This window comes from Solicola agrisoli, assembly GCF_049059935.1.
Classification (GTDB): Bacteria; Actinomycetota; Actinomycetes; order Propionibacteriales; family Nocardioidaceae; genus JAURVT01.
The window spans coordinates 19,030-33,333 of sequence record NZ_JBMGQR010000017.1 but is presented as its reverse complement, the minus strand read 5'-3'; the positions used below and the strand labels follow the sequence as shown (position 1 = coordinate 33,333).

At 74.9% G+C, this 14,304-nt stretch carries 15 protein-coding genes; 8 read left to right on the top strand and 7 right to left on the bottom strand.

Translation table 11 applies throughout. The annotated features are described in order from the left end of the window. Positions 1-74 precede the first annotated feature (74 nt). Genes ACI6PP_RS08670 through ACI6PP_RS08655 form a run of 4 tightly spaced genes read left to right on the top strand, consistent with a single transcriptional unit; the run spans position 75 to position 3,127 of the window. Positions 75-299: a CbtB domain-containing protein gene (locus tag ACI6PP_RS08670; RefSeq protein ID WP_421110843.1), complete on the top strand. Its 225-nt coding sequence runs from the start codon at positions 75-77 to the stop codon at positions 297-299. A 34-nt stretch (positions 300-333) separates the two neighbouring features. After that, the gene (locus ACI6PP_RS08665; protein ID WP_421110841.1) at positions 334-1,197 is read left to right on the top strand and encodes a CbtA family protein; all 864 of its coding nucleotides are present in this window, start codon (positions 334-336) and stop codon (positions 1,195-1,197) included. Continuing rightward, positions 1,194-2,249 carry a nicotinate-nucleotide--dimethylbenzimidazole phosphoribosyltransferase gene (gene cobT, locus ACI6PP_RS08660; protein ID WP_421110839.1) on the top strand — a complete coding sequence of 352 codons (1,056 nt, stop codon included), beginning with the start codon at positions 1,194-1,196 and terminating at the stop codon, positions 2,247-2,249. The genes ACI6PP_RS08665 and cobT overlap by 4 nt, the downstream gene beginning before the upstream one ends. Next, positions 2,246-3,127 (top strand): adenosylcobinamide-GDP ribazoletransferase, encoded by an 882-nt coding sequence (locus ACI6PP_RS08655; RefSeq protein WP_421110837.1) that lies wholly within the window; start codon positions 2,246-2,248, stop codon positions 3,125-3,127. The genes cobT and ACI6PP_RS08655 overlap by 4 nt, the downstream gene beginning before the upstream one ends. A gap of 259 nt (positions 3,128-3,386) precedes the next feature. Here ACI6PP_RS08655 and cobU read toward each other — a convergent pair whose 3' ends face one another. Beyond that, positions 3,387-3,920: a bifunctional adenosylcobinamide kinase/adenosylcobinamide-phosphate guanylyltransferase gene (gene cobU / locus ACI6PP_RS08650; protein ID WP_421110835.1), complete on the bottom strand. Its 534-nt coding sequence runs from the start codon at positions 3,918-3,920 to the stop codon at positions 3,387-3,389. Positions 3,921-3,976: 56 nt separating this feature from the next. On the opposite strand from cobU, the gene ACI6PP_RS08645 reads away from it, so the two are divergent. Next, a complete protein-coding gene (locus tag ACI6PP_RS08645) occupies positions 3,977-4,939 on the top strand; it encodes a cobalamin biosynthesis protein (RefSeq protein ID WP_421110833.1) in 963 nt (320 codons plus the stop codon). A gap of 15 nt (positions 4,940-4,954) precedes the next feature. Here the strand turns inward: ACI6PP_RS08645 and ACI6PP_RS08640 are convergent, their stop codons facing one another. After that, a complete protein-coding gene (locus ACI6PP_RS08640) occupies positions 4,955-5,698 on the bottom strand; it encodes a cobalt-precorrin-6A reductase (RefSeq protein ID WP_421110831.1) in 744 nt (247 codons plus the stop codon). Beyond that, complete coding sequence (locus tag ACI6PP_RS08635) at positions 5,695-7,188, bottom strand: cobyric acid synthase (RefSeq protein ID WP_421110896.1); 1,494 nt, start codon at positions 7,186-7,188, stop codon at positions 5,695-5,697. Before ACI6PP_RS08635 ends, ACI6PP_RS08640 begins: the two co-directional genes overlap by 4 nt. A 96-nt stretch (positions 7,189-7,284) precedes the next feature. On the opposite strand from ACI6PP_RS08635, the gene ACI6PP_RS08630 reads away from it, so the two are divergent. Further along, positions 7,285-7,776: a DUF3995 domain-containing protein gene (locus ACI6PP_RS08630; RefSeq protein WP_421110829.1), complete on the top strand. Its 492-nt coding sequence runs from the start codon at positions 7,285-7,287 to the stop codon at positions 7,774-7,776. Here the strand turns inward: ACI6PP_RS08630 and ACI6PP_RS08625 are convergent. Both ACI6PP_RS08625 and ACI6PP_RS08620 read right to left on the bottom strand, forming a co-directional pair. Next, positions 7,688-8,446 (bottom strand): metal-dependent transcriptional regulator, encoded by a 759-nt coding sequence (locus tag ACI6PP_RS08625; protein ID WP_421110827.1) that lies wholly within the window; start codon positions 8,444-8,446, stop codon positions 7,688-7,690. The genes ACI6PP_RS08630 and ACI6PP_RS08625 overlap by 89 nt on opposite strands. A 41-nt stretch (positions 8,447-8,487) precedes the next feature. Continuing rightward, positions 8,488-8,613, bottom strand: a complete 126-nt coding sequence (locus ACI6PP_RS08620) for a hypothetical protein (RefSeq protein ID WP_421110825.1) — start codon at positions 8,611-8,613, stop codon at positions 8,488-8,490. A gap of 184 nt (positions 8,614-8,797) precedes the next feature. Between ACI6PP_RS08620 and ACI6PP_RS08615 the strand changes: the two genes are divergently transcribed. Then, positions 8,798-10,738 carry a PKD domain-containing protein gene (locus tag ACI6PP_RS08615; RefSeq protein WP_421110823.1) on the top strand — a complete coding sequence of 647 codons (1,941 nt, stop codon included), beginning with the start codon at positions 8,798-8,800 and terminating at the stop codon, positions 10,736-10,738. Positions 10,739-10,841: 103 nt separating this feature from the next. Beyond that, on the top strand, positions 10,842-11,390 hold the full coding sequence (locus ACI6PP_RS08610) for a hypothetical protein (RefSeq protein WP_421110821.1): 549 nt from the start codon (positions 10,842-10,844) through the stop codon (positions 11,388-11,390). Here the strand turns inward: ACI6PP_RS08610 and ACI6PP_RS08605 are convergent. Both ACI6PP_RS08605 and ACI6PP_RS08600 read right to left on the bottom strand, forming a co-directional pair. Continuing rightward, positions 11,380-12,012 carry a DUF998 domain-containing protein gene (locus tag ACI6PP_RS08605; RefSeq protein ID WP_421110819.1) on the bottom strand — a complete coding sequence of 211 codons (633 nt, stop codon included), beginning with the start codon at positions 12,010-12,012 and terminating at the stop codon, positions 11,380-11,382. The two genes, ACI6PP_RS08610 and ACI6PP_RS08605, sit on opposite strands and share 11 nt — an antisense overlap. Further along, positions 12,009-14,303 (bottom strand): MMPL family transporter, encoded by a 2,295-nt coding sequence (locus ACI6PP_RS08600; RefSeq protein ID WP_421110818.1) that lies wholly within the window; start codon positions 14,301-14,303, stop codon positions 12,009-12,011. The genes ACI6PP_RS08605 and ACI6PP_RS08600 overlap by 4 nt, the downstream gene beginning before the upstream one ends. Position 14,304 lies beyond the last annotated feature (1 nt).

Genomic DNA, 14,304 nt, shown 5'->3' with positions numbered 1-14,304 from the left:
CCTCGGTGCCCGGGCTCCACACGGAGTCCTCCACCCCACAGGGACGCAACATCCCGTGAAGGAAGGTCCAGCCCATGGCCCCCAGCAACGCCCCCGCCGTCAGCCCCTCGTCCGAGGTCGTCGTCCCGGCGATCTCCGGCCGCCAGGTCCTGCCCTGGCTCCTGCTCCTCGCGCTCGTCGCCGTCCTCGCGGTGTACTTCGTCGGCGCCGAGCAGGGCGCGACCTCGCTGTTCTCCGGCACCGCGATCCACGAGTGGACGCACGACGGCCGGCACCTGCTCGGCTTCCCCTGCCACTGATCCGCCGCGCGCCGAGCAGCCTCAGGGGACACCCATGACCACGTCTGCCATCCCGCGCGCCCCGCTGGCGGTGCGCACCTTCCTGGTCCGCGGTCTCGTCGCGGGCCTGCTCGCGGGGTTCGCCGCCTTCGCCGTCGCGTACGTCGTGGGCGAGCCGCCCGTCGACTCCGCCATCCAGATCGAGGAGTCCGGCTCGGCCGCGGCTCCCGCCGAGACCGAGGCGCACAGCCACGCCGAGGGCACCGAGGCCCACTCCCACGACGAGGGGGCGGCCACCGCGGGCCACTCGCACGGTGACGACGCGGTCGTCAGCCGCGGCGAGCAGGCCACCGGCGGCCTGCTGACGGCGACCGTCGTCTTCGGCACCGCCCTCGGCGGCGTCGTCGGCGTCGTCACCGCGTTCGCGACCGGGCGGCTCGGCCGCTTCGGCCCCGCGGCCTCGGCGGGCGTCGTCACCGGGCTCGGCTTCCTGGCCTACTACCTCGTGCCGTACACGAAGTACCCGCCGAACCCGCCCGCCGTGGGCAGTGGCGACACCATCGGCGCCCGCACCGCCGACTACTTCTCGATGGTCGTGGTCTCGGTGGTCGCCGTGGTCGCCGCCGTCGCGGTCGCCCGCGCGATCGCCGCGCGTCGCGGCGCCTTCACCGGCATCGCCGTGGCCGCGCTCGGCTACGTCGTCGTGGTCGTGCTCGCGGGCGTCCTGCTGCGCACCCACCAGGAGGTGCCCGACACCTTCCCGGCGTCGCTGCTGTGGGAGTTCAGGCTCGCGTCCCTGATGACGCAGGCCGCGCTGTGGGGCGTCCTCGGGCTGGTGCTCGCCGGGCTGCTCGACCGCGACTGGCGCAAGGCCGGCGAACGACGCGACCGCGCCGAGCTCGTCGGCGCCGGACGGTGAGCGTCCCGAGGCTCGCCCCCGGCACGCCCGTCCCGGCGCCCGACGCGACGGTCGCCGCCGCGGCGCGCGAGCGGCTCGCGGGGCTGGCCACCCCCGCCGGCGCCCTCGGACGTCTCGGGGAGGCGGCCGTGTGGTCGTCCGCGGTGCAGGGCGCCTGCCCGCCGCGGTCGTTCGACGCGGTGCGGCTCGTCGTCCTCGCCGGTGACCACGGCGTCTCGGCCCACGGCGTCTCGGCCTACCCGAGCGCCGTCACCGGCCTGATGGTGCGGGCCTTCGTCGACGGGAGCGCCGGCGCCGCCGTCCTCGCCCGTCAGCACGGCGTGCACCTGCGCGTGCTCGACATCGCCGTGGACGACGCGCTCGACGGGGTGCCCGACGAGGTGCGCGCGCACCGGGTGCGGCGCTCGTCCGGCGCCATCCACCTCGAGGACGCCCTGACGGTCGAGGAGACTGCTGCCGCGCTGGCCGCCGGTGCGGCGATCGCGGCCGAGGAGGTCGAGGCGGGCGCCGACCTGCTCGTCGTCGGCGACATGGGCATCGGCAACACCACCCCCGTCGCGGCGCTCGTCGCCGGTGCGCTCGGCCTGCCCGCCGAGGACGTCGTCGGCCGCGGGACGGGCGTCGACGCCGACGGGCTCGTCCGCAAGCTCGACGTCGTCCAGCGCGCGCTCGAGCGGGCCGGCGACCGCGTGGACGACCCGATCGACCTGCTCACCGCGCTCGGCAGCGCCGACCTCGCGGCGACGGTCGCGTTCCTCGTCACCGCCGCCCGCCTGCGCGTCCCGGTGCTGCTCGACGGGGTGGTGTCGGTGGCGTGCGCGCTGGTCGCCGAGCGGGTCGCGCCGGGCACCGTCGCGTGGCTGGCCGCGGGCCACCGCTCCACCGAGCCCGCGCAGTCGCTCGCGCTCGACAAGCTCGGCCTGGTGCCGTTGCTCGACCTCGGGCTGCGTCTGGGCGAGGGCAGCGGAGCCCTCGCCGCGCTCCCGCTGCTGCGGTCGTCCACCCTCCTGCTGGCGCAGACGGCACTGCTCGCGGACGTCCTCGGGCAGTGACCGACCAGCCGTCGCCGGTCTGGCTCGACGGGCTCCGGCTCTCGCTGGGCACGCTCACCGCCCTGCCCGTGACGCCGCCGTCGCGCGTCGACCGTCCGCGCGCCGCCGTCGCGATGTCCGTCGCCCCGCTGGCCGCGCTGCCCCTGGGCGTGCTCGCCGGGGCGGTCGCGTGGGCGGGGACGTGGCTGTCGCTGCCCGGCGCGGTGGTGGCGGTGCTCGTCGTCGCCGTGCTCGCGCTGGCCAACCGCGGCATGCACCTCGACGGCCTCGCCGACACCGCCGACGGCCTCGCCGCCCCCAAGGACGCCGAGGGCCGGCTCGCGATCATGCGCACCGGCGACGTCGGCCCCGTCGGAGCCGCTGCGCTCGTGCTCGTGCTCGGGGTGCAGGTGGCGGCGCTCAGCGTCCTGGTGCAGCTGGTGAGTGGATGGCTGGTCGTCGGGGTCGCGGTCTGCGTCTCGCGGGCCGCGCTGGCGGTCGTCTGCGTCCGTGGCGTGCCCGCTGCTCGCGGGTCGGGCCTCGGTGCGGCGGTGGCGGGCACCGTGCCGCGGACCGTCTCGCTGACCGTGTGGGTCGCGGTGGGCGCGGCACTGGCTCTCGCCCATTCGCTCGTCCCGCCGGGTGAGGACATGGGTTTCGGCGGGTCCCGGACCGTTCCGGCCGCCCTGAGCTACTACGAGCCGTCCACCTTCCGGTTGATCCTCGACCTGCTCGCCTTCGACGGGTGGTCGGGCCTGGTGTGTGCGGCGGTCGGCGTCGTCGTGGTGGCGTTGCTGGTGCGTCGTGCCGTGCGAGCCGTGGGCGGCGTGACGGGCGACGTCTGCGGCGCCGCGGTCGAGCTCTGCCTCGCCGCCATCCTCGTCGCCCTGCTCGTCTGACCGTCCGCAATTTCCCAGGTATACCTGGGAAACTGCGCCAGGCACGGAGAATTCTCCAGGTGCTCGGACGGATTCCCAGGTATACCTGGGAAACTTCCGACCCGGTGACGATCGGGGACGGCGCCGATCGTCATGGGGGTACGGTCGCACCGCGCGGATGGACCAAACACCACGTTCACGTGGTAACTGATCCGATGCACGGGAGATCTCCCATGGTCTGGACCAATCACCACGTGAACGTGGTGTTTGGTCCCACCGGTCAGAGGTGGAGGACGCGGCCAGCGACGACGAGGGCGACCTCGTCGGACGCGGCGGCGACGCGCTGGTTGACCTGGCCGAGGACGTCGCGGAAGACGCGGCCGGAGCGGTGGGCGGGGACGACGCCCATGCCGACCTCGTTGGTCACCGCCACCACGACGCCCGGCGCCTGCGACCACGCCAGCGCGAGGTCCTCGACGCGCGCGTCGACGGCGCCGGCCCACGCGTCGCGCGGCGCCTCCCACGCGTCGAGCTCGTCCAGGACGGCCGTCACCCAGGTGCCGAGGCAGTCCAGGAGCAGCGGGCCGGGATGGTCGCGGACGGCCGCGGCGACGTCGGTGGTCTCGACGGTCGTCCAGGCCGACGGACGTCGCGCCCGGTGCGCCGCGACCCGCTCGCCCCACTCGGGGTCGCCCTCGGGCGACGGCCCGGGTGCCACGTAGACGACGGGCTCCTCGGCGTCGAACAGCCCCTCGGCGTGGCGCGACTTGCCCGAGCGCACGCCCCCCGTCACGAGCACGCGACGTGCGGTCATCGTCAGGTCCCTCCCGTCGCCGCCCGGCCGGGCGGACCATCCGTAGGGTGCAGCCTATGCAACCCCGCGCCGCCGGGCTCGTCCTCGGGTTCGTCCTCGACCGCGCGCTCGGGGACCCCCGCCGGTTTCACCCCGTCGCCGGCTTCGGCACCGCCGCCGCCGCGCTGGAGCGGCGCACCTGGGCCGACGACCGCGCGCACGGCGTCGTCCATGCCGCGACGCTCGTCGGCGCTGCCGCGGCACTCGGCCTGGCCGCCGAACGGGCCACCGGGGCGCACCCCGTCGCCCGCGCGATCGTCACCGCCGCGGCCACCTGGACGGTGCTCGGTGGACGCTCCCTGGAGCGCGAGGCCGTCGCCGTCGGACGCCACCTCGACGCCGGCGACCTCGCCGCCGCGCGCGAGCAGGTGACGCACCTCGTCGGACGCGACCCGTCCCGCCTCGGGCCCGACGACGTCGCGCGCGCCACCGTCGAGTCGGTCGCCGAGAACACCTCGGACGCGGTCGTCGCGCCACTGCTCGCCGGGGCCGTCGCGGGCGTGCCCGGGCTGCTCGCCTACCGCGCGGCCAACACGCTCGACGCGATGGTCGGCCACCGCTCGGAGCGGTACCTGCACTTCGGCTGGGCGTCGGCACGGCTGGACGACCTGCTCAACCTCGTGCCCGCCCGCGTCTCGGCGCTGCTCGCCGCGGCCTGCGCCCCGCTCGTCGGCGGGCACCCGTCGGACGCCGTGCGCGCCTGGCGCCGCGACGCGCCTCAGCACCCCAGCCCCAACGCCGGCCCGGTCGAGGCGGCGTTCGCCGGCGCGCTCGGACGCACGCTCGGCGGCAGCAACGTCTACGGCGGCGTGGCCGAGGACCGCGGTACGCTCGGCGACGGCCCCTCCCCCGGCGTGGCCGACGTGCGGCGCGCGACGCGTCTCGCCGCGGCGGTCGGGGTGGGCGCGACGGTCGCGGCGGCCGTCGTCGCGACCCTCAGCACGCGAGACTCTGGATCGTGGTCGCCCCGGCGACCCTGATCCAGAGACGCACCACTATCCAGAGACTCCCGTCAGGGCCCAGGCCACGGCCTCGTCGACGGTCGCGACGGACGGGGCGCCGGAGCGGTCGGGACGGCGCACCACCACCACCTCGACCCCCAGGGCCGCGGCCGCGTCGAGCTTGGCGCTGGTGAGGGAGCCGCCGGAGTCCTTGGTGACGAGCACCCGCACGTGGCGCGCGCGCAGCAGCGCCGTCTCGCCCTCGACCGTGTACGGCCCGCGGTCCTGCAGCACCGTCCACGACGGCGGCAGCTCGACCTCCGGCGGGTCGACGACGCGCGCCACCACGGCGGCGTCGCGCAGCGCGGGGACGAACGCCTCGAGCCCCTGCCGGCCCGTCGTCAGCAGCACCCCTCCCCCCAGCCGCGCGGCGACGGAGGCGGCCGCGGCGGTGTCGTCCACCCAGTGCCACGCTCCGGCGTCGGGACGCGCCCCCCACCCGGGGCGCGCGAGCCGCAGCAACGGCACGCCCGTCGCCGCGCACGCGGCCACCGCGTTCGCCGAGATCCTCGCCGCGAACGGGTGCGTGGCGTCGACGACGACGGCGACCCGGTGCGCCGACAGCCAGCCGGACAGGCCCTCGACGCCACCGAACCCACCGACGCGCGTGCGCCCCTCGGGCAGGGCGGGACGTGCGACGCGTCCGGCCAGGGACGACACGACGTCGACGTCGGCGGCGACCAGGGCGGAGGCCAGGGCCCGCGCCTCGCCGGTGCCGCCGAGCACCAGGACGGTCACGTCGGCGGCTCGAGCACGGGACGCAGCACGGGCAGCACCGGGGCGCCCTGCTCGACGAGCCGCAGCAGCGCGTCCACGTCGACGTGCTCCTCGAGGGCGTCGGCGAGGGCGTCGACGCGGCCCTGCCGGTGGTCCTCGAACCGCAGCGACGGGTCGGGGGCGAAGTCGTCGCGCCCGACGTGCGCCGCCACCTCCCGCAGCCACGCGCGACGGAACTCGTCGCTCTCCAGGCTCCCGTGCCACATCGTGCCGAAGACACCGCCGGACCGTGCGCCGCCGGGCAGCTCCTCGGCCGACGGCCCGCGCGTCACCCGTCCGTGGTGGATCTCGTACCCGCCGACCGGCGCGCCGAGCCCGTGGCCCGTGGGCAGGCCGAGCACCTTCTCGCGACCGAAGACGGTGACGAGGTCGAGCAGCCCGAGCCCCTCCACGGAGGCCCCGGGAGCACCCTCGACACCGTCGGGGTCCTCCACCCGGCGGCCGAGCACCTGGCAGCCGCCGCACACTCCGAGCACCGCGCCACCGCGGGCCGCGTGGTCGAGGACGGCGCGGTCCAGGCCGCGCTCGCGCATCCACGTGAGGTCGGCGATCGTCGCGCGCGTGCCCGGCAGCACGACGACGTCGGCTCCCGCGAGCGCGGCAGGGTCGCGGGCGAACGTCACGTCCACCGACGGCTCCAGCGTCAGCGCGTCCACGTCGGTGAAGTTGCTGATCCGCGGAAACGCGACGACGGCCGCCGCCAGTCGTCCGCGCCGGTCGCCGCCGGTGGGGACGGGCCGGCTCTGCAGGTCGAGCGCGTCCTCGGAGTCGAGCCACAGGCCGGTCTCCCAGGGCAGCACGCCGACGACGGGCCGCCCGGTCAGCTGCTCGACGGTGTCCAGGCCCGGGCGCAGCAGGTCGACGTCACCACGGAACTTGTTGACGCAGAACGCCGCCAGCAACGCCTGGTCGGCGGGCTCGAGGAGCGCGAGCGTCCCGTACAGCTGGGCGAGCACGCCGCCGCGGTCGATGTCGGCGACGAGCAGCACCGGGACGTCGCCGTGGCGGGCCAGCCCCATGTTGACGTAGTCCCAGCGCCGGAGGTTGATCTCGGCCGGGCTGCCGGCTCCCTCGCAGACGACGACGTCGAAGCGGCTGCGGAGGTCGTCGAACGCCGCGAACGCCGCCTCGGCCAGCGCGGCCCGTCCGCCGGCGTACTCACCGGACTCGAGCACGCCCGCCGGTTCGCCCATGACGACGACGTGGCTGCGGCGGTCGCTGCCGGGCTTGAGCAGCACCGGGTTCATCGCGGCCTCGGGGACGGCGCGAGCGGCCACGGCCTGCACCCACTGGGCGCGGCCGATCTCGGTGCCGCCGGGCGTCACCATCGAGTTGTTCGACATGTTCTGCGCCTTGAACGGCGCCACCGACACCCCGCGGCGGGCGAGCACCCGGCACAGCGCCGTGGTGACGATGCTCTTGCCGGCGTCCGAGCTCGCCCCGGCGATCATCAGGGTCCCGGCCACGGGTCCAGGCTAGGCCGTCCCAGGGTCCGGTCAGGGGTCGACCCGGACGACGGACGGCGCCGCGGTGGCCAGGCTGGACCCATGACGGACCTCCGGCAGCACGCCCGACGCGCAGCGGTCGCGCTCGGCCTCGCATCGGCCGCGCTGAGCCTCTCGTGGGCGCTGGGAGCGACCTGGCTGGTCGACACCGTCGGCGGTCCGGCGGGCGCGACGAGCGGGCTCACCGCCTCGCTGGTCACGCTGGGCGCGGCGGGCGTCAAGGCCGCGGTGGCGCTGCTGCCGCTCGTGCCGCACCGCTGGGCGCGACCGCCGGCGCTGCTCGCCGGCTGGGTGCTGCTCGCCTACGGCACCGTGGTGGCCCTCGTCGGCGCGGGCGTGCTGACGGGCGTCGTGCCGTCGGCGCCGGACGCCGACCTGCGGGCGATCGCCTGGCACACGCTGCTGTGGGACCCGTGGTTCGCGCTGTGGGGTGCGGCGCTGCTGCTCAGCCTGCGGCCAGCTCGAGGTGGCGGCAGCGCGGATACGCACAGCCCCGGGCGGCACCTCGCGGGCGGGTGGGCGGGGCGTCGGTGACCCAGACGTCGGCGAGCACGTCGTCGCCGAGCGACAGCTCGCGCGCGGTGGCGTCGCTGCCGACCTCCAGGGTGACCGACCCACGGAAGCGGTGCCGCTCACGGACGGTGACCTGGTCGTCGAGGTGCAGCGCCTCGCCCGACAGGTGGCGCAGCAGCTCGGGGTCGTCGTCGTTGATGCGTGCGACGAACCCGCGCTCCCCGACGTCGAGCTCGCTCAGGCGGCGCGAGACGGGCTGGTGCAGCGTCCCCTCGGGCGTCGGGATGGGGTCGCCGTGCGGGTCGCGCCAGGGGTGGCCGAGCGCGTCGTCCATCCGGTCGACGAGCGTGCCCGAGACGGCGTGCTCGAGCACCTCGGCCTCGTCGTGCACCTCGTCCCAGGTGTAGCCCAGGGCCTCGACGAGGTAGGTCTCGATCAGCCGGTGGCGTCGCACGACCTGCAGGGCCTCGGTGCGACCGCGCTCGGTCAGGGCGATCGCGCCGTACCGACGGTGGTCGACCAGGCCGTTGCCACCCATCTTGCGGACCATCGCCGAGACCGACGACGCCGACACCTCGAGACCGGCGGCGACGGCTGCCGTCGTGACGGTGGCGTCGGGGTCCCACTCGGTCAGGGCGAAGATCGTCTTCAGGTAGTCCTCGGTGGCCGCACCGGGGCGTTCGATGGTCACGACCCCAGCCTAGGCGCTGAGGGTGACCTCAGGCGATGCGCTCAGCCGGCGAGGGCGGCGAGCAGCGCGACGGCGCCGACGAACGCGACCAGGAAGGCCAGCAGACGCACCACGCCGACGGCGACCGGGGAGGTCTCGGCGGGGAGGTGCAGGCTCAAGTTGGTCATGCCTCACTTTGTACCACACGGACGGCTCACACGCACGCGTCTCGTGCCACGAACCTCGCCGGGACGATCGTCCACCTGGACGGTCTCTGCGCACGGACGGACGAGATCGCCCCCGATCGGCGCCACGGGACCCCGCTCGGTCCTAGCGTGACGTGGGTCACACCATTCCCGAGGAGCCACCGTCATGCCGAACCTGCGCCGCACCGCCACCGCCCTCACCGCGCTGCTGCTGACGGCGGGCGGCCTCGCCACCGCCGACCTCGGACGCACCGCCGCGCCCGCCGCCGTCGACGCCGCGGCCGTCGCAGGCACCGTCTCGTTCACCGCGTCGGGCGACATCGCTGCGGGGACGAACTCCTCGGCGACGCTGAACCGGGTGCGCGAGCTCGCACCCGACCTGCACCTCGCGGTCGGCGACCTGTCCTACGGCGCCACCGGCGCCGAGCAGCAGTGGTGCGACTTCGTGAAGGCCCGCGTGGGGCAGGGCTTCGCCTTCGAGCTGGTGTCGGGCAACCACGAGTCCAACGGCCAGAACGGCAACATCAACGACTTCTCGGCCTGCCTGCCCAACCAGCTCCCCGGCGCGGTCGGCACCTACGGCCGTCAGTACTACGTCGACGTCCCGCGCGAGGACCCCGTGGTGCGGTTCGTGATGATCTCGCCCGGCATCACCTATCCCAGCGGCCTGCAGACCTACGCCAGCGGCACCCCCGAGTACGCCTGGACCGCCGCGGCCATCGACGGCGCGCGCGCCGCGCAGGTGCCGTGGGTCGTGGTCGGCACCCACATGCCGTGCCTGACGATCGGCGTCTACGCGTGCCCGGCCGGCCCCGACATCACCAACCTGCTGGTGCAGAAGAAGGTCGACCTCGTCCTCAACGGCCACGAGCACATGTACCAGCGCACCAAGCAGCTCGCGCTCGGCACGGGATGCACGGCCATCGTCCCGGCCACCTACACGCCGGCCTGCGTGGCCGACGCGGGGTCGGCGCTCCGCAAGGGTGCCGGCACCGTCATCGCGACCGTCGGCACCGGCGGGCAGACCTACCGTGACGCGAACCCCGACGACCCCGAGGCTCCCTACTTCGCCACCTACTCGGCGCTCAACGCCGACCCGACGTGGGGCAACCTGCTCGTCCGGGCCACGGCCACGAGGCTCTCGGCCTCCTTCGACCGGGCCGCCGGCGGGACCTTCGCCGACGCCTTCACCATCGACCAGGACGCGACACCGACCAACCAGCCGCCGGCGGCGTCCTTCACCTCGTCGTGCGCCGCGCTCGACTGCACCTTCGACGGTCGCGGGTCGAGCGACACCGACGGGACGATCGCCTCCTACGCCTGGGACTTCGGTGACGGCGACAGCGGCACGGGCGCCATGCCCTCCCACACCTACGCGGGTGCGGGGACGTACACCGCGCGGCTCACCGTCACCGACGACGACGGGGCCACCGGCACGACCACCCGCACGGTGACCGTCGCCGCCGGAGCGACCCCGATCGCGCAGGACGGCTTCGGGCGCACGGTCGCGAACGGTCTCGGCACCGCCGACGTCGGAGGCGCGTGGACGGTCTCGGGCACGGCGTCGCGCTACGCGGTGTCCGGCGGCGCCGGGCGGCTCACGTTCCCCACGCCGGGCCTCACGCTGTCCGGCATGCTGAACCAGGTCTCCACCACGACCGCCGACCTCTCGCTCAGCCTGTCGACCGACAAGGCCGTCACGGGCTCGGGCCTGTACACCGACGTGGTCGGTCGCCGGAACGCCGGCGGCACCTACGCGGCTCCCGTCGTCGTGACGGCCAACGGCGCGGTCACGGTGCGGCTCGTGCGCGTCGTCGGGTCGACCACGACCGTCCTCGCGACCCCGGTGTCGACAGGGGTCACCTACGCCCCCGGCGACCGCCTGCTCGTGCGGCTGCGGGTGACCGGCACGAGCCCCACCACGCTGCAGGCCCGGGTGTGGAAGGCCGGCACCACCGAGCCGACCGCCTGGCAGCGCACCGCCACCGACTCCACGGCGGCCCTGCAGGCACCCGGTGCCGTGGGCGTCAGCAGCTACCTGTCGAGCTCGGCCACGAACGCCCCGCTCGTCCTGTCGCTCGACGACGTGCTGGTCGCCGCACCCTAGGCGGGCCTTCCTCGCCGGCGCGCGCGACCCGCGCCCCGCCACTACGGTGTGCGCACCGGTCCGCGTCCACGGGAGAGGCGCGGCACGGACTCGGGGGACGACGATGACGCGCACGACACCGGGCTCGGACGCCCCGTCGGGTCGCCCGACGGTGGTCACGGTCGCCGCGGGCCTGATGCTGCTGCAGGTGGCGGTGGGGCTGACCGGCGCAGCGGTCACCGTCGCCACCGCGGACTCGTGGTTCGGGCCGACCCTGGTCACCGGACCCGACCTCAGCAGCGAGGAGGCACGCGCCGCGTTCCTGGCCGTCCTGGACGTGGCGTTCCGCGGGATGCAGGTGGCCATCGGTCTCTCGGCGGTGGCGAACGCGACCGTGTGGGGCGTCGCGGCCTGGGCCACCGCCGACGGCCAGGCGTGGCCGCGTGCCGTCGCGACGATCCTGGCCGCCCTGGCGGCCTCGTCGGCCGTCACGCTGCCGCTGGTCGTGATGGTCTCGGGGTCCGCGGCAGGATTCGCGGCGCCGATGCCGCAGTACTCGCCGTGGACGTTCGTGACCGCGGGAGTCACGGGCGTCGTGACGATCGCCGCGGCCGCGTTGCTCTGGGCCCGTCCGGCTCGCGCCTTCGTCGAGGACGCCCGACTCAGGCGTTGACCCGCCTCCCGCGCAGGAGCAGCACGCCCGTGCCGACGTACCAGGCGACGATCGGCCAGATCGCGACGCGCTCGCCGAGACCGGGAGGGGCGTCCAGGCCCAGGGCGACGATGCCGGCGAGACCGGTGGCGGCGCAGGCGAGCGTCACCCACCCGTAGGCCCGGCGTCCCGGACGGCGCACGCAGAGCACGCCGACCAGCCCCACCGCGAGGCTCGCCCCGCCGATCGCGAGCACGGCGCCGACGTAGTGGGTGGTGTCGCCGCCGTCGGCGCCAAGCGGGAACAACCCGACGAGCGCGTTGCCGAGCGCGGTGACGACGAACAGCGCGAGGACGGCACGCCGCCCGCGTCCGACGAGCGGCGACAGCAGCAGCGCGGCCGTCAGCACGAGCGAGGCGTGCAGCACCAGGGACGCGTCGAACAGCCACCACAGGCTCGAGCAGCCGCCCGGTCGGCAGGGCACGGCGCCGAGGTCGCTGACGTAGTCGTCGGCCCAGTCGTAGCGGCCGCCCGTCCAGGCCAGGGCCGCGACCACCTCGGCCACGGCGTACTGCGCGACGAGAACGAGCACGGCCGCCCCCGTGAGGAGGCGGCCGCGACCGGCCGCAGGTGCGGTGGTCACCTGGCGTGGGCGCCCGACGTCGCCTCGTGCGTGCCGTGCGGACCGTGGGGCGGGCCGTCCGGCTTGTCCCGGTCGGCCTCGGGCTCGAGGTGCTTCAGCAGCCGCTCGCCCTCGATGTCGAGGTTCGGCAGGATCCTGTCGAGCCAGCGCGGCAGCCACCAGGCCTTGTCGCCGATCATCGCCATCACGGCGGGCACCAGCGTCATGCGCACCAGGAACGCGTCGGCCAGGATGCCGATCGCGAGACCGAAGCCGATCGACTTGACGATGGCCTGGTCGCTGAAGGCGAAGCTGCCGAAGACGCCGACCATGATCGCCGCGGCGGCCGTCACGACGCGGGCGCCGTACTGGAAGCCGTGGGTGACGGCCTCCTGCGCGGGCCGTCCGTGCACGTACTCCTCGCGCATGCGCGAGACCAGGAACACCTCGTAGTCCATCGCGAGGCCGAACAGAATGCCTGTGAGCAGCAGCGGCAGCAGGCTGATCACCGGACCGGGGTTGTCGACGCCGAGCACGCCCGACAGCCAGCCCCACTGGAACACCGCGGTGGTGGCGCCCAGGGACACCACGACCGTCACCAGGAAGCCGAGCACGGCCTTGAGCGGCACGAGGATCGAGCGGAAGACGGTCATCAGCAGGATGAAGGCGAGCCCGACGACCACCAGCAGGTACCGCGGGAACGCGTCCTGCAGCGACTCCGAGACGTCGACGCCCACGGCCGTCTGGCCCGTGACGAGCACCTCGGCGCCCGTCTGCGCCTCGACGCCGCGCACGTCCGCGCGGATCGTGTCGACGAGCTGCTGGGTGTCGGCGTCCGACGGCCCGCTCTTGGGGATGACGGTGACGATCGCGTACTGCGCCTGCTGCAGCTGGCCCTCGTAGGCCTGGACGGCCTCGGTGTCGGACGGGTCGGCCGGCGACGCCGGGACGACGGTCGCGATGTCGGTCTTGATGGCACCGATCCGGTCGGTCACGTCCTGGACGGCGGCTGCCGGGTCGTCGGCACCCTTGGTGTCGACCACCGCGAGCAGGGGGCCGTTCGCCCCGGGCCCGAAGTTCTCCGAGATCAGGTCGTAGGCCTGACGGGCCGAGCTCTCCGCGGGGGCGGTGCCGTCGTCGGGCAGCGCGAGCTGCAGCGACAGCGCGGGGACGGCGACCACGCCGGCCGCGACGATGCCGACCAGGAAGACCGGGAGCTTGCGCTTGGTCACGAAGTCGACCCAGCGACGTCCGGCGGTGGGCTTGCCCGAGCCGTCCTCGGGGTCGCGGCCGCGCAGGCCGGGGATGCGGCCCGAGAGGATCCGCTTCCCGGCGAACCCGGCGAGCGCGGGCAGCAGCGTCAGGGCGATGAGCACGGCCACGAAGACCGTCGCGGCGGCGGCGATGCCCATCTCGGTGAGGAACGAGATGCCGACGATCGACAGGCCGAGCAGGGCGATGATCACCGTCAGGCCTGCGAAGACCACCGCGGAGCCGGCGGTGCCGACGGCGCGTCCGATCGCGTCCTCGGGCTCTCGTCCGGTGCGGATCTCGTGCCGGTAGCGCGAGACGATGAACAGCGCGTAGTCGATGCCGACCGCCAGGCCGAGCATCGTGGCGAGGATGGGCGTCGTCGAGCCGAGGTCCATGAACCCGGTGAGCGTGGTGATGCCCGCGACGCCGATGCCCACGCCCACCAGGGCGGTGACGAGCGGCATGCCGGCGGCCACCAGCGAGCCGAAGGTGATGACGAGGATGACCAGGGCCAGGCCGACGCCGATGGCCTCGCTGCTGCCGGTCTCGGGCAGCTCGGTGAGCGCGTCGCCGCCGACCTCGACGCGCAGGCCCGCGTCCTCGCCGATCTGCGGGGCGTCCTCGAGCGACGACTTCACCGCCGAGCTCAGCGACGTCGCCTGCTCGGCGTAGGAGATGGTGGCGTAGGCGACGCGGCCGTTCTCGGAGATCGTGCCGCCCGCCTCGGGGCTGGTGATCGTGGCGTCGGGCGACTCCAGGCTCTTCAGCGTGGCGTCGATCGCCGCCTTGTTAGCCCCCTCGGTGACGCTCTGGCCCGCGGGCGCCTCGAACACGACGCGCGCGGTGGCGCCGTCGGGCGCGGCCTGGGGCGTGCGCTCCTTGATCAGGTCGAACGCCTTGACCGACTCGATGCCGGGCACGCTGAACTGGTCGGACGTCGGGCCCGAGAGCGTCGCGGCGCCGGCTCCGGCGAGCACGAGCAGGGCGAGCCAGAGCGAGAGCACGAGCTTGCGGCTGCGGAACGACCAGCGTCCGAGCCGGTAGAGGTACCAGGCCATG

Excerpts from the sequence above, each read along its gene's own strand:
- ACI6PP_RS08630 (WP_421110829.1), top strand. The coding sequence starts at position 7,285 with ATGACGGACCTCCGGCAGCACGCCCGACGCGCAGCGGTCGCGCTCGGC.
- ACI6PP_RS08620 (WP_421110825.1), bottom strand. The coding sequence starts at position 8,613 with ATGACCAACTTGAGCCTGCACCTCCCCGCCGAGACCTCCCCGGTCGCC.
- ACI6PP_RS08615 (WP_421110823.1), top strand. The coding sequence starts at position 8,798 with ATGCCGAACCTGCGCCGCACCGCCACCGCCCTCACCGCGCTGCTGCTG.
- cobU (WP_421110835.1), bottom strand. The coding sequence starts at position 3,920 with ATGACCGCACGTCGCGTGCTCGTGACGGGGGGCGTGCGCTCGGGCAAG.
- ACI6PP_RS08645 (WP_421110833.1), top strand. The coding sequence starts at position 3,977 with ATGCAACCCCGCGCCGCCGGGCTCGTCCTCGGGTTCGTCCTCGACCGC.
- ACI6PP_RS08635 (WP_421110896.1), bottom strand. The coding sequence starts at position 7,188 with ATGATCGCCGGGGCGAGCTCGGACGCCGGCAAGAGCATCGTCACCACG.
- ACI6PP_RS08670 (WP_421110843.1), top strand. The coding sequence starts at position 75 with ATGGCCCCCAGCAACGCCCCCGCCGTCAGCCCCTCGTCCGAGGTCGTC.
- ACI6PP_RS08665 (WP_421110841.1), top strand. The coding sequence starts at position 334 with ATGACCACGTCTGCCATCCCGCGCGCCCCGCTGGCGGTGCGCACCTTC.
- ACI6PP_RS08610 (WP_421110821.1), top strand. The coding sequence starts at position 10,842 with ATGACGCGCACGACACCGGGCTCGGACGCCCCGTCGGGTCGCCCGACG.
- ACI6PP_RS08600 (WP_421110818.1), bottom strand. The coding sequence starts at position 14,303 with ATGGCCTGGTACCTCTACCGGCTCGGACGCTGGTCGTTCCGCAGCCGC.